This is a genomic window from Lelliottia nimipressuralis, assembly GCF_004402045.1.
Classification (GTDB): Bacteria; Pseudomonadota; Gammaproteobacteria; order Enterobacterales; family Enterobacteriaceae; genus Enterobacter; species Enterobacter chinensis.
In genome coordinates, this window is record NZ_SOMG01000001.1 from 73,065 (window position 1) to 89,637 (window position 16,573).

20 protein-coding genes and 1 other RNA gene are annotated in these 16,573 nt (G+C 53.5%); 10 read left to right on the forward strand and 11 right to left on the reverse strand.

Translation table 11 applies throughout. From position 1 onward, the window contains the following. Positions 1 to 176 precede the first annotated feature (176 nt). Both ssrA and smpB read right to left on the reverse strand, forming a co-directional pair. Positions 177 to 540, reverse strand: a transfer-messenger RNA (tmRNA) gene (gene ssrA, locus E3U32_RS00355). 89 nt (positions 541 to 629) lie between these two features. Continuing rightward, positions 630 to 1,112 carry an SsrA-binding protein SmpB gene (gene smpB, locus E3U32_RS00360; RefSeq protein ID WP_063956759.1) on the reverse strand — a complete coding sequence of 161 codons (483 nt, stop codon included), beginning with the start codon at positions 1,110 to 1,112 and terminating at the stop codon, positions 630 to 632. A gap of 156 nt (positions 1,113 to 1,268) precedes the next feature. On the opposite strand from smpB, the gene E3U32_RS00365 reads away from it, so the two are divergent. Both E3U32_RS00365 and E3U32_RS00370 read left to right on the forward strand, forming a co-directional pair. After that, positions 1,269 to 1,706, forward strand: a complete 438-nt coding sequence (locus E3U32_RS00365) for a type II toxin-antitoxin system RatA family toxin (protein WP_208527894.1) — start codon at positions 1,269 to 1,271, stop codon at positions 1,704 to 1,706. Beyond that, entirely contained in the window at positions 1,696 to 1,983 is a 288-nt protein-coding gene (locus E3U32_RS00370; RefSeq protein WP_134347257.1) for an RnfH family protein, read from the forward strand. Before E3U32_RS00365 ends, E3U32_RS00370 begins: the two co-directional genes overlap by 11 nt. A 108-nt stretch (positions 1,984 to 2,091) precedes the next feature. Here the strand turns inward: E3U32_RS00370 and bamE are convergent, their stop codons facing one another. From bamE to nadK, 3 genes are all read right to left on the reverse strand, one after another. Next, complete coding sequence (bamE, locus tag E3U32_RS00375) at positions 2,092 to 2,430, reverse strand: outer membrane protein assembly factor BamE (RefSeq protein ID WP_023308883.1); 339 nt, start codon at positions 2,428 to 2,430, stop codon at positions 2,092 to 2,094. Between the two features lie 138 nt (positions 2,431 to 2,568). Then, on the reverse strand, positions 2,569 to 4,230 hold the full coding sequence (gene recN / locus E3U32_RS00385) for a DNA repair protein RecN (protein WP_134347258.1): 1,662 nt from the start codon (positions 4,228 to 4,230) through the stop codon (positions 2,569 to 2,571). Positions 4,231 to 4,315: 85 nt separating this feature from the next. Then, the gene (gene nadK / locus E3U32_RS00390) at positions 4,316 to 5,194 is read right to left on the reverse strand and encodes an NAD(+) kinase (RefSeq protein ID WP_008502500.1); all 879 of its coding nucleotides are present in this window, start codon (positions 5,192 to 5,194) and stop codon (positions 4,316 to 4,318) included. A 122-nt stretch (positions 5,195 to 5,316) separates the two neighbouring features. Here nadK and grpE point away from each other — a divergent pair, with 122 nt between their 5' ends. Continuing rightward, positions 5,317 to 5,910: a nucleotide exchange factor GrpE gene (gene grpE / locus E3U32_RS00395; protein ID WP_166790896.1), complete on the forward strand. Its 594-nt coding sequence runs from the start codon at positions 5,317 to 5,319 to the stop codon at positions 5,908 to 5,910. A gap of 52 nt (positions 5,911 to 5,962) precedes the next feature. On the opposite strand, the gene E3U32_RS00400 is transcribed toward grpE, so the two are convergent. Continuing rightward, entirely contained in the window at positions 5,963 to 7,249 is a 1,287-nt protein-coding gene (locus E3U32_RS00400; RefSeq protein ID WP_047348141.1) for an HlyC/CorC family transporter, read from the reverse strand. Between the two features lie 18 nt (positions 7,250 to 7,267). Next, positions 7,268 to 8,059: a cytochrome C assembly family protein gene (locus tag E3U32_RS00405; protein WP_047348200.1), complete on the reverse strand. Its 792-nt coding sequence runs from the start codon at positions 8,057 to 8,059 to the stop codon at positions 7,268 to 7,270. Positions 8,060 to 8,225: 166 nt separating this feature from the next. On the opposite strand from E3U32_RS00405, the gene ffh reads away from it, so the two are divergent. From ffh to E3U32_RS00440, 7 genes are all read left to right on the forward strand, one after another. Further along, positions 8,226 to 9,587 (forward strand): signal recognition particle protein, encoded by a 1,362-nt coding sequence (gene ffh / locus E3U32_RS00410; protein WP_003863132.1) that lies wholly within the window; start codon positions 8,226 to 8,228, stop codon positions 9,585 to 9,587. A gap of 137 nt (positions 9,588 to 9,724) precedes the next feature. After that, positions 9,725 to 9,973, forward strand: coding sequence for a 30S ribosomal protein S16 (gene rpsP / locus E3U32_RS00415; protein WP_022649067.1), 249 nt, complete (start codon positions 9,725 to 9,727; stop codon positions 9,971 to 9,973). Positions 9,974 to 9,988: 15 nt separating this feature from the next. Beyond that, positions 9,989 to 10,528, forward strand: coding sequence for a ribosome maturation factor RimM (gene rimM, locus E3U32_RS00420; RefSeq protein WP_134347260.1), 540 nt, complete (start codon positions 9,989 to 9,991; stop codon positions 10,526 to 10,528). A gap of 31 nt (positions 10,529 to 10,559) precedes the next feature. Then, positions 10,560 to 11,327, forward strand: a complete 768-nt coding sequence (gene trmD / locus E3U32_RS00425) for a tRNA (guanosine(37)-N1)-methyltransferase TrmD (protein ID WP_134347261.1) — start codon at positions 10,560 to 10,562, stop codon at positions 11,325 to 11,327. Positions 11,328 to 11,370: 43 nt separating this feature from the next. Then, positions 11,371 to 11,718 (forward strand): 50S ribosomal protein L19, encoded by a 348-nt coding sequence (gene rplS, locus E3U32_RS00430; RefSeq protein WP_006178051.1) that lies wholly within the window; start codon positions 11,371 to 11,373, stop codon positions 11,716 to 11,718. A 132-nt stretch (positions 11,719 to 11,850) separates the two neighbouring features. Continuing rightward, a complete protein-coding gene (locus tag E3U32_RS00435) occupies positions 11,851 to 12,255 on the forward strand; it encodes a DUF2946 domain-containing protein (RefSeq protein ID WP_134347262.1) in 405 nt (134 codons plus the stop codon). Positions 12,256 to 12,292: 37 nt separating this feature from the next. Continuing rightward, on the forward strand, positions 12,293 to 13,663 hold the full coding sequence (locus tag E3U32_RS00440) for a PepSY-associated TM helix domain-containing protein (RefSeq protein WP_134347263.1): 1,371 nt from the start codon (positions 12,293 to 12,295) through the stop codon (positions 13,661 to 13,663). A 2-nt stretch (positions 13,664 to 13,665) separates the two neighbouring features. Here the strand turns inward: E3U32_RS00440 and E3U32_RS00445 are convergent, their stop codons facing one another. From E3U32_RS00445 to E3U32_RS00460, 4 genes are all read right to left on the reverse strand, one after another. Beyond that, entirely contained in the window at positions 13,666 to 14,151 is a 486-nt protein-coding gene (locus E3U32_RS00445; protein ID WP_134347264.1) for an OmpA family protein, read from the reverse strand. A 12-nt stretch (positions 14,152 to 14,163) separates the two neighbouring features. Further along, on the reverse strand, positions 14,164 to 15,384 hold the full coding sequence (gene dgcN / locus E3U32_RS00450; protein ID WP_134347265.1) for a diguanylate cyclase DgcN: 1,221 nt from the start codon (positions 15,382 to 15,384) through the stop codon (positions 14,164 to 14,166). Next, positions 15,377 to 15,928 (reverse strand): YfiR family protein, encoded by a 552-nt coding sequence (locus E3U32_RS00455; protein ID WP_286164084.1) that lies wholly within the window; start codon positions 15,926 to 15,928, stop codon positions 15,377 to 15,379. Before E3U32_RS00455 ends, dgcN begins: the two co-directional genes overlap by 8 nt. A gap of 137 nt (positions 15,929 to 16,065) precedes the next feature. Next, positions 16,066 to 16,440: a DUF2799 domain-containing protein gene (locus E3U32_RS00460; RefSeq protein WP_134347267.1), complete on the reverse strand. Its 375-nt coding sequence runs from the start codon at positions 16,438 to 16,440 to the stop codon at positions 16,066 to 16,068. Positions 16,441 to 16,573 lie beyond the last annotated feature (133 nt).

The window sequence follows — 16,573 nt, forward strand, 5'->3', positions numbered from 1 at the left end:
AAGTTATCAATCGTGTTCAGATATAAAAAAGCCCGCATAAGCGGGCTTTCATGTCACTCAGGAGCCGCGGCTCCTTTGCGTATCCTTTTTGTCCCCTCACCGTCTGGTCGGTGTCCTGCTGAGACTGCTAACTTCCTGTTATTGCTAGTGATGTCCTATCACTGTCCAATCATGATTGGTGGAGCTGGCGGGAGTTGAACCCGCGTCCGAAATTTCTACATCCTCGGTACTACATGCTTAGTTTGTCTTTACATTCGCACGCCAGCTGCGGACAAACACGCCACTAACGAACTAGCCTGATTAGTTTTAACGCTTCAACCCCAGGCAGGGCTTCCACGCGATCTCTTTTGGGTTTGACCTCTCTTTGATCCCCGTCTTAAGAGCGGAAGCTAGGGAGAGAGGGCTCTTAGCAGGTTATTAAGCTGCTAAAGCGTAGTTTTCGTCGTTTGCGACTATTTTTTTGCGGCTTTTAACGAGGCAAACCGCCCCTCGGCATGCACCTTGGGTTTCGCAAATCCCGTCGAATCCAGAATCAGCCCCAATAGTGTTGAACTAAGTATACCAGATTTCACTTCCTGGATACCAGCCCGAAACGCTAACTTATTGAATAGTACAATAAGTGCGCAGAATCAACGTCCTGCGTTTTTCATGATACGCGCTTTGTCCAACTGCCATTCGCGCTCTTTCAGGTCAGTACGTTTGTCGTGCTGTTTTTTACCTTTCGCGACGCCGATTTTCACTTTGCACCAGGCATTTTTCCAGTACATAGAGAGCGCAACAACGGTAAAGCCTTCACGGTTGATACGCCCGTAAAGAGATTCAAGCTCACGCTTGTTCAGCAGCAGTTTACGCGTGCGCGTTGGGTCGCATACGTAGTGTGAAGAGGCGACGGTCAGCGGCGTAAAGTTCGCGCCGAACAGGAAAGCTTCGCCATCTTTCAGGATCACGTAGCTGTCGCCGATGTTGGCTTTCCCGGCGCGCAGCGATTTTACTTCCCAGCCCTGCAACGCAAGGCCAGCTTCGAATTCTTCTTCAATGAAATACTCGTGGCGAGCACGCTTGTTGAGCGCAATGGTCGCCGAGCCTGGTTTATGTGCTTTTTTCTTCGTCATAAGTGTCGTAAAGCCGTCGGTAATCTGATTTCAAAAAGTCACCTCATTGCGTCCTGTGAGGTCTAACGCGCTATCTTAGCACGAGATGAGGCTTAGCGTTTTTTTAACAGGTGATAAATGTTATTATTTGTCCGTTGTGTGACCATGGGAAATGCTATGCCTCAGATTAGCCGTACTGCGCTTGTGCCTTACAGCGCGGAACAAATGTATCAGTTAGTGAACGATGTTCAGTCTTATCCAGAGTTTATTCCGGGGTGCACCGGGAGCCGCGTTCTGGAGTCCGGCCCAACGCAGATGACTGCGGCGGTGGATGTCTCCAAAGCGGGGATCAGCAAGACGTTCACCACCCGCAATACGCTGACCAGCAATCAGAGTATTTTGATGCATCTGGTGGATGGTCCGTTTAAAACCCTGATGGGGGGCTGGAAGTTTACGCCGCTGAGCGAAGACGCCTGTCGCATTGAGTTCCAGCTGGACTTTGAATTCACCAATAAGCTGATTGAGCTGGCGTTTGGGCGCATTTTTAAAGAGCTGGCGTCGAATATGGTTCAGGCGTTCACCACCCGCGCCAAAGAGGTTTACAGTGTCGCATAAGATTGCTGTAGAAGTGGTGTACGCGCTGCCGGAGAAGCAGTATCTGCAGCGCGTAATGCTGGAAGAGGGCGCGACCGTCGAGGCGGCGATCCGAGCTTCCGGCATTCTTGAGCTTCGCAGCGATATCGACCTGGCGAAGAATAAGGTCGGGATTTACAGTCGTCCGGTGAAGCTGGGTGATGTGCTGAAAGAGGGCGACCGGGTGGAGATTTATCGTCCACTGATTGCCGACCCGAAAGAGCTGCGTCGTCAGCGTGCGGAGAAAGCGGGTAAGTAGCGCTTTCTTTCCCCGGTGGCGCTGCGCTTACCGGGCTACGATTCAGCACAAGAGTTCAGACACAAAAAAGGTGCTCAATGAGCACCTTTTTGCATTTCTGACGCCTGATTATTTGGTCAGGGCAGGTTTGTTGTCGATGTTGGTCAACACGCCGGCGCTGCTGAAGGTCAGCGTCAGGGTCTGCTGGGTCGCATCTTCATGGCCCGGCTTCTGACGGAATACATAGAACCAGGTGTTAGTGCCGAACGGATCGGACATCATGGGGGTTCCCAGTGTATAAGCGACCTGCTGTTGTGTCATCCCCACACGGATTTTGGACACATCGTTAGGGGTAAGGTAGTTCCCCTGGTTGATGTCAGGACGGTAAACCACTTTCTCCAGAGTGGAACAGCCTGCGGTCAACATCAGAAGAACCGCTGCGGCAGCGGTCAGCATTTTACAACGCATAATGATTTGATTCCTTTTCGGGCCCGAGCAGAACGCGGCTCATATGTAATATGCCGATGATAATAGACCTTGCCCCACTTTGAAACCGGTCTGGCGGCGTTTTTGTTGTTCTGTATGACCCTGAGATCCCGAAAAAGTTTATGCCGCCAGCAGTTCTTTCGCGTTCGCAAGCGTGTTACGCGTGACTTCGCTGCCGCCGAGCAGGCGTGCCAGCTCCTGCAGACGCGCGCGTTTATCCAGCGCCTTCATGTGCGTTTCGGTCATTTCACCGTCGGTTTCTTTGCTGACGATAAAGTGATGATGGCCACAGCCCGCGACCTGAGGCAGGTGAGTAACACACATCACCTGCGTTGATTCGCCTAGCTGGCGCAGCAGTTTACCCACCACCGCCGCCGTCGGGCCGCTGATCCCAACATCCACTTCATCGAAAATCAGCGCCGGAGTTTCCATTTTACGCGCGGTGATCACCTGAATTGCCAGCGCAATACGCGACAGCTCACCGCCGGATGCCACTTTGGAAATTGCCTGCAGCGGTTGCCCCGGGTTGGTGGTGACGCGGAACTCGATGCGATCCGCACCTTCTGCCGTCAGGTGGTTCTCTTCAAAGCGCACATCAATGGTGAATACGCCGTGCGGCATCGCCAGCGTATGCATGCTGTCAGTGATGTGTTGGCTTAACTCCAGAGCGTAATGCTGACGGATTTCATGCAGCTTTTGCGCTGTCGCCAGCGCCTGTTCATGGTGCAGGTTCACCGCCAGAGAGAGGGTTTCCAGCGAGTCAGCTTGGTCGTCAAGCTGCTGCTGTTCTTCCAGCAGAGACTGATAGTAGCCCGGTAGCTCTTCCGGCGTGACGTGGTGCTTGCGCGCCAGCGAAATCTGACGAGAAATGCGTTGTTCCAGCTCAAACAGGCGGTTCGGGTCGAGCTCGAGACGTTCACAGTAGTGGCGCAGTTCGTCGCTGGCTTCGGAGATCTGAATAGCCGCTTCTTCCAGCATATCCAGGACGCCAGAGAGTTTGCTGTCCATGCCGGTCAGCTCGGTAATCAGCTGACGAACGCTATACAGCTGGCTCTGCAGGTTCACGTCTTCGCCATCCGCCAGCAGGTTGAGCGCATTCTGGCTGGTTGAGAGCAGGTGCCCGCTGTTCGCCAGGCGCTTGTACTCTTCGTCAATTTGCTCAAACTCACCCGCCTGCGGGTTAAATTCGTTCAGCTCTTTAAGCTGGTACTCAAGCAGCTCCGCTCGTGCGGCGCGTTCCTGGCTCTGCTGCTGGTGCTGGGCGAGCTCGCGGCAGCTCTGATGCCACTGGCGATAGTGCTCTGCCATAAGCTGAGTAAGCGCATACTCACCCGCATAGCCATCAAGCAGCGCTTTTTGCTGTTCTGGTTTGACGAGTTGCTGATGCGCATGCTGACCGTGGATCTGGATAAGCAGCTGGCCGAGTTCGCGCAGCTGGGAGAGCGGCACCGCCGTACCGTTGATGAAGCCACGTGAACGACCGTCGCTGCTGATCACGCGACGAAGTAAACACTCACGACCATCTTCGAGCTGGTTCTGTTCCAGCCAGCGCTGGGCAGCAGGGGTGTCTTTCAGGGAGAAGCGGGCGCACAGGTCGGCACGGTTTGCGCCCATGCGCACCATATCGCCCTCTGCACGGCCGCCAAGGCACAAGCCGAGGGCATCAATGGCAATGGATTTACCTGCACCGGTTTCCCCGGTGATCGCCGTCATGCCGCTGTGGAAATCGATCTCAAGCTCACGAACAATGGCAAAGTTGCTGATGGTCAGTTGTGCCAGCATAATTGTTTTCCTGTATGAAAAACCATAACTGTGTTTTCATACAGTATAAACTGGTTTTATATACAGTAAAGTCCTGGATGCAAAATCAGAACAATTTTTTTGACCAGCCAAGCTTCGAGCTTAATGTGTTGAAATAGCTGTAATCTTTCGGGTGAATAAGATTCAGGTGGTAATCACACCGGCGAATAAGGACATCTTCACCTTCCTGGATCGGCAGCGCTATCTGGCTGTCGCAGCTGATCTCCAGGTCGTTACGGCGGTGCGAGAAGCGCAGACGTATCGTGCTGTCGCCGTTGATAACCAGCGGGCGAGCGGAGAGCGTGTGCGGGAACATCGGCACCAGGGTAATGGCGTCCAGAGAGGGGGTCAGGATCGGGCCGCCGGCAGAAAGCGAATAGGCAGTTGAGCCGGTCGGGGTGGAGATAATCAGCCCGTCAGAACGCTGGGAGAAGGCAAAGATTTCGTCGATATAGACTTCGAACTCGATCATATGCGCCACTTTACCGGGGTGAAGAACCACCTCGTTAATCGCGGTACTGATGCGTTTCTGGCAGTCCTGCTGGCACACCTGCGCTTCCAGTAGAAAGCGTTTTTCACTGATATAGTGACCTTCCAGCACGTCGGCCAGCTGCTGTTGCGCATTGTCCGGGTCGAGGTCGGTTAAAAAGCCGAGGTTGCCACGGTTGATGCCGATGACCTTGATGTCATATCGCGCCAGCGTTCGGGCCGCGCCGAGCATGTTGCCGTCGCCGCCCACCACCACGGCGAGATCGGCCTGTTGGCCAATTTCCGCCAGCGTGCCGGTTTTGACGCTCTTCAGCTGCAGCTCCTGAGCAATCTGCTGCTCGACCATCACTTCATAGCCTTTGCTACACAACCAGCGATACAACATTTCATGTGTCGTCAATGCGGTAGGGTGACGCGGATGCCCGACGATCCCAATACACCTGAAATGATTATTCATTTTCTGGAGGTCCTTGTGCCTGATGAATGATGACAATCTGTCTTGTTCCCTTGAATCCCGGAAACTGATCCCCATAATAAGCGAAGTTAGCGAGATGAATGCAGAAAAACGCGGAGAAATTCATGAGTAGTAAAGAACAGAAAACGCCTGAGGGGCAAGCCCCTGAAGAAATTATCACGGAGCAGCACGATGAAGTTGAGGCTGTAGAGCCAGAAGCATCTGCTGAGCAGGTGGACCCGCGCGATGAAAAAATTGCGAATCTGGAAGCTCAACTGGTAGAAGCACAGAATCGCGAACGTGACGGTGTTCTGCGCATTAAGGCGGAAATGGAAAACCTGCGTCGTCGTACCGAGCAGGACGTTGAGAAGGCGCATAAATTTGCGCTGGAGAAATTCGTCAACGAACTGCTGCCGGTGATTGATAGCCTCGATCGCGCGCTGGAAGTGGCTGACAAAGCGAATCCGGACAACGCGGCAATGATCGAAGGTATCGAACTGACGCTGAAATCCATGCTCGACGTGGTGCGTAAGTTTGGCGTGGAAGTGATTGCTGATACCAACGTTCCGCTGGATCCAAACGTTCACCAGGCGATTGCAATGGTGGAGTCAGAAGAAGTGGAAGCCGGCAAAGTGTTGGGCGTGATGCAGAAAGGTTACACCCTGAACGGCCGTACCATTCGCGCTGCGATGGTGACCGTGGCGAAAGCGAAAGCGTAATTTGCCTTTCGTAGTGCCGGGTGGCGGCGTTCGCCTCACCCGGCCTACAGCCTTACTCAGCGATACTTTCGCGCAGTGGTTTCACGGGCAGGACTTTGACCTGCTTAATCATATTGTCCTGCACGTCCAGGATATCAATATCGTACTGCTCAATACGCACTCGCGTGCCCGCCGCCGGGATCTCTTCCAGCGCTTCCAGAATCATCCCGTTAATCGTGCGAGCCTCATCTTCCGGTAAATGCCAGTTAAACGCTTTGTTGAGTTCACGAATGTTCGCGCTTCCGTCAATCAGCACCGAACCGTCGTTTTGCGGGGTGACCTCTTCCGCGAGGGAAGGAGACATTGAGGTGGTAAAGTCCCCGACAATCTCTTCCAGAATATCTTCGACCGTCACCAGGCCCTGAATATCGCCGTACTCGTTAACCACCAGGCCGACTTTCTTCTTGTTGCGCTGGAATTTCACCAGCTGCGTGCTGAGCGGGGTTCCTTCTGGCACATAGTAAATCTCGTCGGCGGCGCGCAGCATCACCTCTTTGGTGAACTCTTTTTTCTCGGTCATCAGACGGTACGCTTCACGCACGCGCAGCATGCTGATGGCGTCATCCAGCGAGTCGCGGTACAGCACAATGCGCCCGTGCGGGGAGTGCGTCAGCTGGCGAACGATGGCTTTCCAGTCGTCATTGATGTCGATACCCACGATTTCGTTACGTGGCACCATGATGTCGTTCACGCTCACCTTTTCCAGATCCAACACCGACAGAAGCATGTCCTGATTGCGTCGGGAGATCTGCGAGCGGGATTCGTTCACGATGGTGCGAAGCTCGTCTTTGCTGAGCGCGCTGCTGATGGTGACATCGGCTTTGATTCCCACCATCCGCATCAGTAAGCGCGTCACCATATTCAGCAGCCAGACCAGCGGCATCATCAGGATTTGCAGCGGTGCCAGCAGAAAGCTGCTCGGGTAGGCGACTTTCTCAGGGTAAAGCGCAGCGATGGTTTTCGGCAGCACTTCGGCAAACACCAGCACCACGAACGTCAGCACGCCGGTGGCAATCGCCACCCCAGCGTTGCCGTACAGGCGCATCCCGACGATGGTGCCGAGGGCAGAGGCCAGAATGTTGACGAGGTTGTTGCCGATGAGCACCAGGCTTATCAGGCGATCCGGCTTGCGGAGCAGTTTTTCAACGCGACGTGCGGCACGGTTGCCCTGTTTAGCACGATGACGTAACCGGTAGCGGTTTAAGGTCATCATGCCGGTTTCCGAGCCTGAGAAATAGGCGGAGATGACCACCATGACGATCAGCGTAACGATCAGCGTGGTGGTAGAGATGTGTTCCAGGGGGAACTCCTTTGTTTCTTAGCCAGCAAATTGCTGTATGAAGCGGCTGCCAAAATAGGCAAGGGTGAGAATGCCCGCCCCCGCGACGTTGAACCAGACCACGCGGCGACCGCGCCAGCCTTCATGATAATGGCCCCATAACAGGACAATATAGACAAACCACGCGATGATAGAGAGCACCGCTTTATCGATATTCTCCACGCTGAACAGGTTCTTCATATAAAACAGACCCGTGCAGAGCGTGAGCGTCAGCAGCACCACGCCCACCTGGGTGATGTGGAACATTTTACGCTCAATAACCATCAGCGGCGGCATCTCATGGTTAAACGCCAGCTTTTTGTTTTTTAGCTGGTAGTCAATCCAGGCGAGCTGCATAGCGTAAAGCGCGGCGATGATCAGCGTCGCGTAGGCAAAGAGTGACAGGCCGATATGCACCAGCATCCCCGGGGTGGCCTCCAGATGCGTAATGAACTCATTAGGCATAAAGGTGGCCAGGGCCAGATTGATCAGCGCGAAGGCGTATACAATCGGCAGCAGCAGCCAGCCTCGATTTTTAGACGCCACGATGGTCATCACCGTACAGATCATCAGGCTGACCAGCGAGCCGACGTTGAGGACGCTCAGGTTTTGCACGCTGCCGTCGCCGGGGATGATGCGTGATTCCAGCGCAAACGCGTGGCTAATCAGTGCGATCACCGCGGAAAGAATAGCCATGCGCCGCCAGCCGCTGTTTTTTTGCAGCAGTCCGGGAACGATCAGCGCGAGGCTGACAGAGTAGGCAACAAGGGCGATCAGTGCGAAAACAGGCATATAGGCATCGACAGTTGTCTTAATAAGAAAGAGAAGCAGTATAACGTTACGTGACGCCTGCTCCAACCGTTGCATAACAACAAAGGCGCCTTCATGTTATACTCCGGCAAAATTCTGTGTATGTGTCGCTCATGGCGGCCCAACGTTTCTACTCAGGCGAGAGACAATGTTTGATAATTTAACCGATCGTTTGTCGCGCACGCTGCGCAACATCAGCGGCCGCGGACGCCTTACTGAAGAGAACATCAAGGAAACGCTGCGCGAAGTGCGCATGGCGCTGCTGGAAGCAGACGTGGCGTTGCCGGTTGTTCGTGATTTTATCAACCGCGTAAAAGAGAAGGCGGTTGGTCATGAAGTTAACAAGAGCCTGACCCCGGGTCAGGAGTTCGTCAAAATCGTTCGTAACGAACTGGTTTCGGCGATGGGCGAAGAGAACCAGGTGCTTAACCTGGCGGCTCAGCCGCCGGCCGTGGTGCTGATGGCGGGCCTGCAGGGTGCGGGTAAAACCACCAGCGTCGGTAAGCTGGGTAAATTCCTACGCGAGAAGCACAAGAAAAAAGTGCTGGTGGTGTCTGCGGACGTTTATCGCCCGGCGGCGATCAAACAGCTGGAAACTCTGGCAGAGCAGGTCGGCGTGGATTTCTTCCCGTCAGACGTGGCCCAGAAACCTGTCGATATCGTTAATGCGGCGCTGAAAGAAGCGAAGCTGAAATTCTACGACGTGCTGCTGGTGGATACCGCCGGTCGTTTGCACGTTGACGAAGCAATGATGGACGAGATCAAGCAGGTGCATGCCTCTATCAACCCGGTAGAGACCCTGTTTGTTGTCGATGCCATGACCGGTCAGGATGCGGCGAATACCGCGAAAGCGTTTAACGAAGCGCTGCCGTTAACCGGCGTGGTGCTGACTAAAGTGGACGGTGACGCCCGCGGCGGTGCGGCGCTCTCCATTCGTCACATCACCGGTAAGCCGATCAAATTCCTCGGCGTGGGTGAAAAAACTGAAGCGCTGGAGCCGTTCCACCCGGATCGTATTGCCTCCCGTATCCTCGGCATGGGCGATGTGCTGTCGCTGATCGAAGATATCGAGAGCAAGGTTGACCGCGCGCAGGCCGAGAAGCTGGCCAGCAAGCTGAAAAAAGGCGACGGTTTCGATCTGACCGACTTCCTTGAGCAGCTGCGTCAGATGAAAAACATGGGCGGCATGGCGAGCCTGATGGGCAAACTGCCGGGCATGGGCCAGATCCCTGACAACGTTAAATCGCAAATGGATGACAAAGTGCTGGTGCGTATGGAAGCGATCATCAACTCGATGACGCTGAAGGAACGTGCGAAGCCAGAAATCATCAAAGGTTCCCGTAAACGCCGTATCGCAGCCGGTTGCGGCATGCAGGTGCAGGACGTTAACCGCCTTTTGAAACAGTTCGACGACATGCAGCGCATGATGAAGAAAATGAAGAAAGGCGGCATGGCGAAGATGATGCGCGGCATGAAAGGCATGATGCCGCCAGGATTCCCTGGCCGATAAACCGTGTTTAATGCTCAGTATCCAAGATGCTGATTGCATTTTCCCCAGAAATCAGTAAAATTTTCGGGCTTTTAATATGACACCCGGGCTCCGTTCCTCGATGGGGCCCGGTTGTTTTATTCACACAAGAGGATGTTATGGTTACTATTCGTTTAGCTCGTCACGGCGCTAAAAAGCGTCCGTTCTACCAGGTTGTTGTTACTGACAGCCGTAATGCACGCAACGGTCGCTTCATCGAGCGCGTTGGTTTCTTCAACCCACTGGCCTCTGGCGCAGAAGAAGAAACTCGTCTGGATCTGGATCGTATCGCTCACTGGGTTGGCCAGGGCGCTACTGTTTCCGATCGCGTTGCTACGCTGATCAAAGCAGCAAACAAAGCAGCTTAATCTGTCACGGTGGTCATGATGAGCAATAAAGCACCTGTTGAACCGATCGTATTGGGAAAAATGGGTTCTTGCTACGGGATCCGTGGTTGGCTCAGAGTGTTTTCCTCCACTGAAGACGCTGAAAGCATTTTTAATTATCAGCCCTGGTTTATCCAGAAGGCAGGTAAGTGGGAAGAGGTCGAGCTGGAAAGCTGGCGTCACCACAATCAGGATATCGTCATCAAGCTGAAAGGCGTTGACGATCGCGATGCCGCGAATGCGCTGACGAATTGTGAAATTGTCGTGGATTCGTCGCAGTTGCCACAGCTGGAAGCGGGTGACTACTACTGGAAAGACCTTATGGGTTGCCAGGTGGTCACTACCGACGGCTACAGCCTGGGGAAAGTCATCGATATGATGGAAACCGGGTCAAATGACGTTCTCGTCATTAAGGCAAACCTGAAAGATGCATTTGGCATCAAGGAGCGGTTGGTTCCGTTCCTCGATGGACAGGTTATCAAGAAAGTCGATCTCGCTACTCAAACCATTGAAGTAGATTGGGATCCTGGTTTTTAAATTCTCCGGATAAACGGTAAAAGACGGCGCTATGTGGATTGGCATAATTAGCCTGTTTCCTGAAATGTTCCGCGCAATTACCGATTACGGGGTAACTGGCCGGGCAGTAAAGAATGGCCTGCTGAGCATCCAGAGCTGGAGTCCTCGTGACTTCACGCATGACCGGCACCGTACCGTGGACGAACGTCCTTACGGCGGCGGACCGGGGATGTTAATGATGGTGCAACCCTTACGGGACGCCATTCACACAGCAAAAGCCGCGGCAGGTGAAGGCGCAAAGGTGATTTATCTGTCACCTCAGGGACGCAAGCTTGATCAAGCGGGCGTCAGCGAACTGGCGACGAATCAAAAGCTGATTCTGGTCTGTGGTCGCTACGAAGGGATAGATGAGCGCGTAATTCAAACCGAGATTGACGAAGAATGGTCTATCGGCGATTACGTTCTCAGCGGTGGTGAGTTACCAGCGATGACGCTGATTGACTCCGTCGCCCGGTTCATTCCGGGGGTACTGGGCCATGAAGCTTCGGCAACAGAAGATTCTTTTGCCGATGGGTTGCTGGACTGTCCACACTATACTCGTCCTGAAGTGTTAGAAGGGATGGAAGTACCGGCAGTGTTACTGTCTGGAAACCATGCCGAGATACGTCGCTGGCGTTTGAAGCAGTCGCTGGGCCGAACCTGGCTTAGAAGACCTGAACTTCTGGAAAACCTGGCTCTGACTGAAGAGCAAGCAAAGTTGCTGGCCGAGTTCAAAACTGAACACGCGCACCAGCAGCATGAACATGATGGGAATGCGTAATACGCTCCCGAATATCAGTTTACCCAGGATAAGAGATTAAATTATGAGCAACATCATTAAACAAATTGAACAAGAGCAGATGAAGCAGGACGTACCTTCCTTCCGTCCAGGTGACACCGTGGAAGTGAAAGTATGGGTTGTTGAAGGTTCCAAAAAACGTCTGCAGGCATTCGAGGGCGTGGTTATCGCTATTCGTAACCGCGGTCTGCACTCTGCATTCACTGTTCGTAAAATTTCCAACGGCGAAGGCGTTGAGCGTGTCTTCCAGACTCACTCTCCGGTAGTTGACAGCATTGCTGTTAAACGTCGTGGTGCTGTACGTAAAGCTAAACTGTACTACCTGCGTGAGCGTACTGGTAAGTCTGCTCGTATTAAAGAGCGTCTGAACTAAGATTCGCTTAAGCGACATCCTGTTAGAAAGGGCTGGCCGAAAGGCTGGCCCTTTTTTTATCTCTGCGCACCTCTCACGTTAACCCTTTTGTCATAAATCATTTACAATGCTTGCCTCTTGAGTGGAGGGGAAGTGGATAACGTACTGCATCAGCATAACCGGAAACGCACAGCGGCCTTGACCGCGCTGTTTGCGATCCTGCTGATCGTGGTGGCGCCGCTTATCTCCGTCTCGCTGCAGAAAGATCCCATGAGCGCCATGCCGGGCATGCATCATGACATGAGCATGATGTCGATGGATGAGCATCAGGGTGATATGCCTCACACGATGCCTGTCGACCATGCGGAAGCGTGCGGCTACTGTGTGCTGTTAGCCCATGTTCCTGGCGTGATGCTGGCGCTGATCGTCCTGCTCAGCGTGGTACTGCAAAGGCTTCGTGTCAAACCGCCGCGTCAGGTGGTCAGCCACTGGCATTTTTTCCCCTGGCTTTACCCTGATACCCGCGCGCCGCCGCGGCAGTCTGCTTTTTCCCTTTAAAAAATATCGATAACTTTTTGCCTTAAAAAGGAAAAGTATGACTACCTGCACTCCGCGCGCGGCATGGGGAAACCTGCTGCGTCGCCTTCATTTCTACATTGGGCTGTTTGTCGGCCCGTTTATATTCTTTGCCGCGCTGACCGGTACGCTGTATGTGGCGACCCCGCAGCTGGAAAATGCGCTCTACCGGCATACGCTCCACACTGATTCCGTGGGTGAGCCGCTGCCTCTGGCGGAGCAAATCGCCGTGGCGGAAAAAACCGTTGGCACCGATTTGCGTTTGCACGCCGTTCGTCCGGGTCTGGTTGATGGTGAAACCACCCGCGTGATGTTTGCTGACCCGGCGCTTGGGCCATCGGAAAACCGGGCTATCTTTGTGGATCCGGTAAGCCTGGCGGTGCTGGGGGATATGACGGTATACGGCACCAGCGGGATTTTACCGCTGCGTCAGACCATTGATTACCTGCATACGTCTCTGATGTTGGGCGACGTTGGTCGACTGTATAGCGAACTGGCCGCCTCCTGGATGTGGGTCGCCGCGCTGGGGGGCATTGCCCTGTGGTTTTATACCCGACCCAAACGGCGGATCAACAATCGCTTCCAGAACCGACGTCGCGTGCATGTGACGTTGGGCTGGTCTCTGCTGGGTGGAATGCTGCTGTTCTCAGCAACCGGCCTGACCTGGTCCCAGTGGGCTGGGGGGAACGTTGATAAGCTGCGGGCAGAGATGGACTGGCTAACCCCGCAGGTGAATACGACGCTTTCCGGTCAACAGGAGATCGTGGATGAACATGCCGAACACCGCGGCCATCACGGTGGAATGGTGATGCCTGAAATGGCGGCGGATTTGACGCGGTTTGATGGGGTGTTAAGCGCGGCACGCAAAGCGGGAATTGATGCCCAAAAGCTGGAGATCCGCCCGGCGAAAACGGCGGATCGCGCCTGGACCGTGACGGAAATCGATCGCAGCTGGCCGACCCAGGTGGATGCCGTTGCGGTTGATCCCTCTACGATGCAGGTTCTGGACAGAACCCGATTCGAGGATTTCCCGTTAATGGCAAAACTGACCCGCTGGGGCGTGGATTTCCATATGGGGATCTTATTTGGGCTGGTGAATCAGCTTCTGCTCGTGGCCTTCGGACTTGCCCTGTGCGTGCTCATCATCTGGGGGTATCGGATGTGGTGGATGCGTCGTCCGGCGCAGTCGGCAGTGAATCCGGTGCAGACGCTTTGCCAGAGCTGGCTGGCGCTTTCGGGATGGGGAAGGGGCGTTACGGCGATGATTAGCCTGTTGCTGGGGCTGGCCTTGCCTGTTATGGGCGTGAGTCTGGCGCTGTTTGTTCTGGTGGACTGGCTGCGCTGGCGAGCGGCAACCAGGATGGCGCTCGCCGAATCCTCCGCTAAATAACCCTATGGCGTGCTGATAACCACTGCGACGCGGCGGTTTTCAGCGCGCCCTTGTGGTGTACTGTTGCTCGCAACCGGGTATTTTTGACCTAATCCCTGCGTGGTGAGATTGCTGCGCGGGATATTCGCTCCCTTCGCCCAGGCGTCGGCCACGGCATTCGCGCGTTTTAACGACAGCGCTTCGTTGTAGCTTTCTTCACCGTAATTATCCGTGTGGCCGTCCATTCGCGCGTGGTTCAGGCCGGTTTTCGCCAGGCGAGAGGCCATGGACTGGATCTGTGTGTCACTTTGCGGGCGCAGTCTGGCGTCATTTTTATCAAAGAGGATGGTATCCGACATACCAAGTGACCAGTCACCGTTCAGTTCGTTAAAACCGTAAGACTTCATCGCCGCAATTTGCTCTGGAGTGAATTTGCCTTCAGGCGGCGACTGACAGCCTGCCAGAACCAGTGAGGCCAGTACTAACGGCGCGAAGTATCGTTTTAACATAGTGTATCCTTTCTAACTTATTGTTTTGGTACGCTGGTTTTTAACCTGGTACATATTGCGGTCAGCCCTCTCCAGTAATGCTTCCACGGAAGCATTTTCCCACGCCAGAGCAAAGCCAATGCTGAGTGACATTGATGCTTTTTGTCCGTTATGAAGATCAAACGGACGGATAAACTGCTGCGATAGCGCAGCACAAATGTGTTGAACCTCAAGTTCGGAGTGCACGCCGTAGAGCACCATGGCAAACTCGTCACCGCCAAGGCGGTATGACTGATGACGTTTGTCGCCAAACTCCGTCATCCTGCTTGCGACTTCAATCAGCACGCAGTCTCCTGCCGCGTGTCCCCAGGTGTCGTTGATAAACTTAAAGTTGTCACCGTCGAGGAAAAGCAGGGCCGAGTTTGTTTTGGCAGAGGGGTCGTTCATTAAGGCCGCAATGCTGTTACGAAACGCAGCACGGTTGGCAAGGCCGGTGAGCGGGTCGTGCATGGCGGTACGCAACAGCTGGGCGTTTTTCGCCTGGAGTTTCAGCTGCCACTCTTCCATCTCGTCCAGAAGACTGTTGAAGTCTTCACCAAACTGGTGAAATTCTTCGATACGGCCGTCTTTCACCCGGCGGGAGAAGTTACGGTTAGTGCGAACGTCATGCACGACGTCGGTAATGTTTTGCAGGGCCGTTACCATGCCGTGATGCAAAGACTGAGTAATGGTGAGCGCGACGACGGTAGCAAAAAGAATGCAGCCGGTCAGGACGGCAAACGACATCCAGATAAAATGACTGATGAGACTGTCGCGCGCGGTAAGGTGAATTTCGCCGATCATCGCGCCGTTATGCATGATGGGCTGCGCAACCGGTACGGGGAAAAGCCAGCGACTGACCAGTGCGCCCAGCGTGTCGTTATTATCCTCCGGGTTCCAGGACCAGTAAGCAAACCGCTTTTTATGGGCGTTGGTAACCTCAGCCACGGCAAACTGGCCCTGTTTGCCCAGGGCTGCAAGCGTTTCATTGGCCGCCAGCGAATCGTTGAAAACCAGCGAGGCTTCCAGGCTATGGCTCATTGTTGCACCGGTTAATTCAAGATTCTTTTGCGCGTATTGTTTTAGCGTCACGACGGAAGCAAAACAGAGCAACAGCCATATTAACGTCATCGTAATGATGACGCTTATCATGCTGTTTCGCCTCAATGTTCTTTTAAACGTTGGACGTGGCGTTGAAGTGAAATCTTTATCCATGCTGCTTATTCCGTGCCAGCATTAATACATCCGGATTGACTCTTACGCCACTGCGCGTCAATGCATCCAGATTGACGGAAAACCGTACCTGGCCGCGATCGATTATCAGGCAAAAGGCACTGCCAATTACACATTCCGGATTTTGCTCTGAGATTAATAGCAATGCTCTGCCCTGATATTGACTAATTAATTCAAGTTGTTTTGCCGGTGATTCAGACCCGAAATATATCGCATCGCACGTCGCGGCCAGGGCTTCCCGATCGTTACGTACAATAACGGGAGTATAAGGTAACTCGCTATGCCCCTCATCGCCGCTGAGGGCATGTGTATAGTGAGAAGTGGCATAGACGCAGAGTTTAGGCTGCCCGGAAAGTGATGGCCATCGCGTATAGCTCACAATGCCTGAGACAATCGAGCGTACCGATTTATCCGTTTCCGTGAGCGTGCCTGCCGTCGCTGGGCCCACCATCAGGAACAGCATTAGCACCAGAGTGAGTCGGAAAAAAGAGATCAAGAATGAATTTCTCACCAGAATCCGCCACATCGCTCCGGAAATAGATGTCCTTAAGAGTTGCGGGCAGAATACCATTGTTTATCAGAGCCGTCATTATGTCAGAAATAGCATGAGGCCGACCTAAGCTAAATCCTACTGTTGCTTATATTCCGGTGGATAAAACGGAATTAATTCAGTCTGCTGGAACGCATACTTTCATCCATCCCTTTTTGCCATGACGCGCGCAGTTTTGCTGCGTTTTCGGCAGTATCGCAACTGGCAGGGAAAGATTTGCCTGCTAATCCCCAGGCGTGAATAAACCCTTCTTCGCAGACTTTCTTCTGGCCATCGGCATAGCCGCGAAGATATTCACTACGATCGACGTGTGTGTCGTTAAAACTATCGGCCAGAATTTGGTTATCTTTAACCGGCAGGCCATTCATGGCGTCTTCTTTACCTGCATCAAACCAGGATGGGCTGGTCCAGTCGGGCTGGAAGGTGTAAGGATTGATCTGGCAACCCGATAAAAACAGCGACAACAGCACAAGAGCAATTGAACGCATAGCCATTCTCCTTTTTTCTTCAGCATAGCCTGGCTAAATAAAATCTGTGTGTAATTTAAACTTTACATTTTTATCGGCTGATTTTTGCGATAAATTGGCTTCTGTAAACTAATGTGTACGTATTTTGGATTGA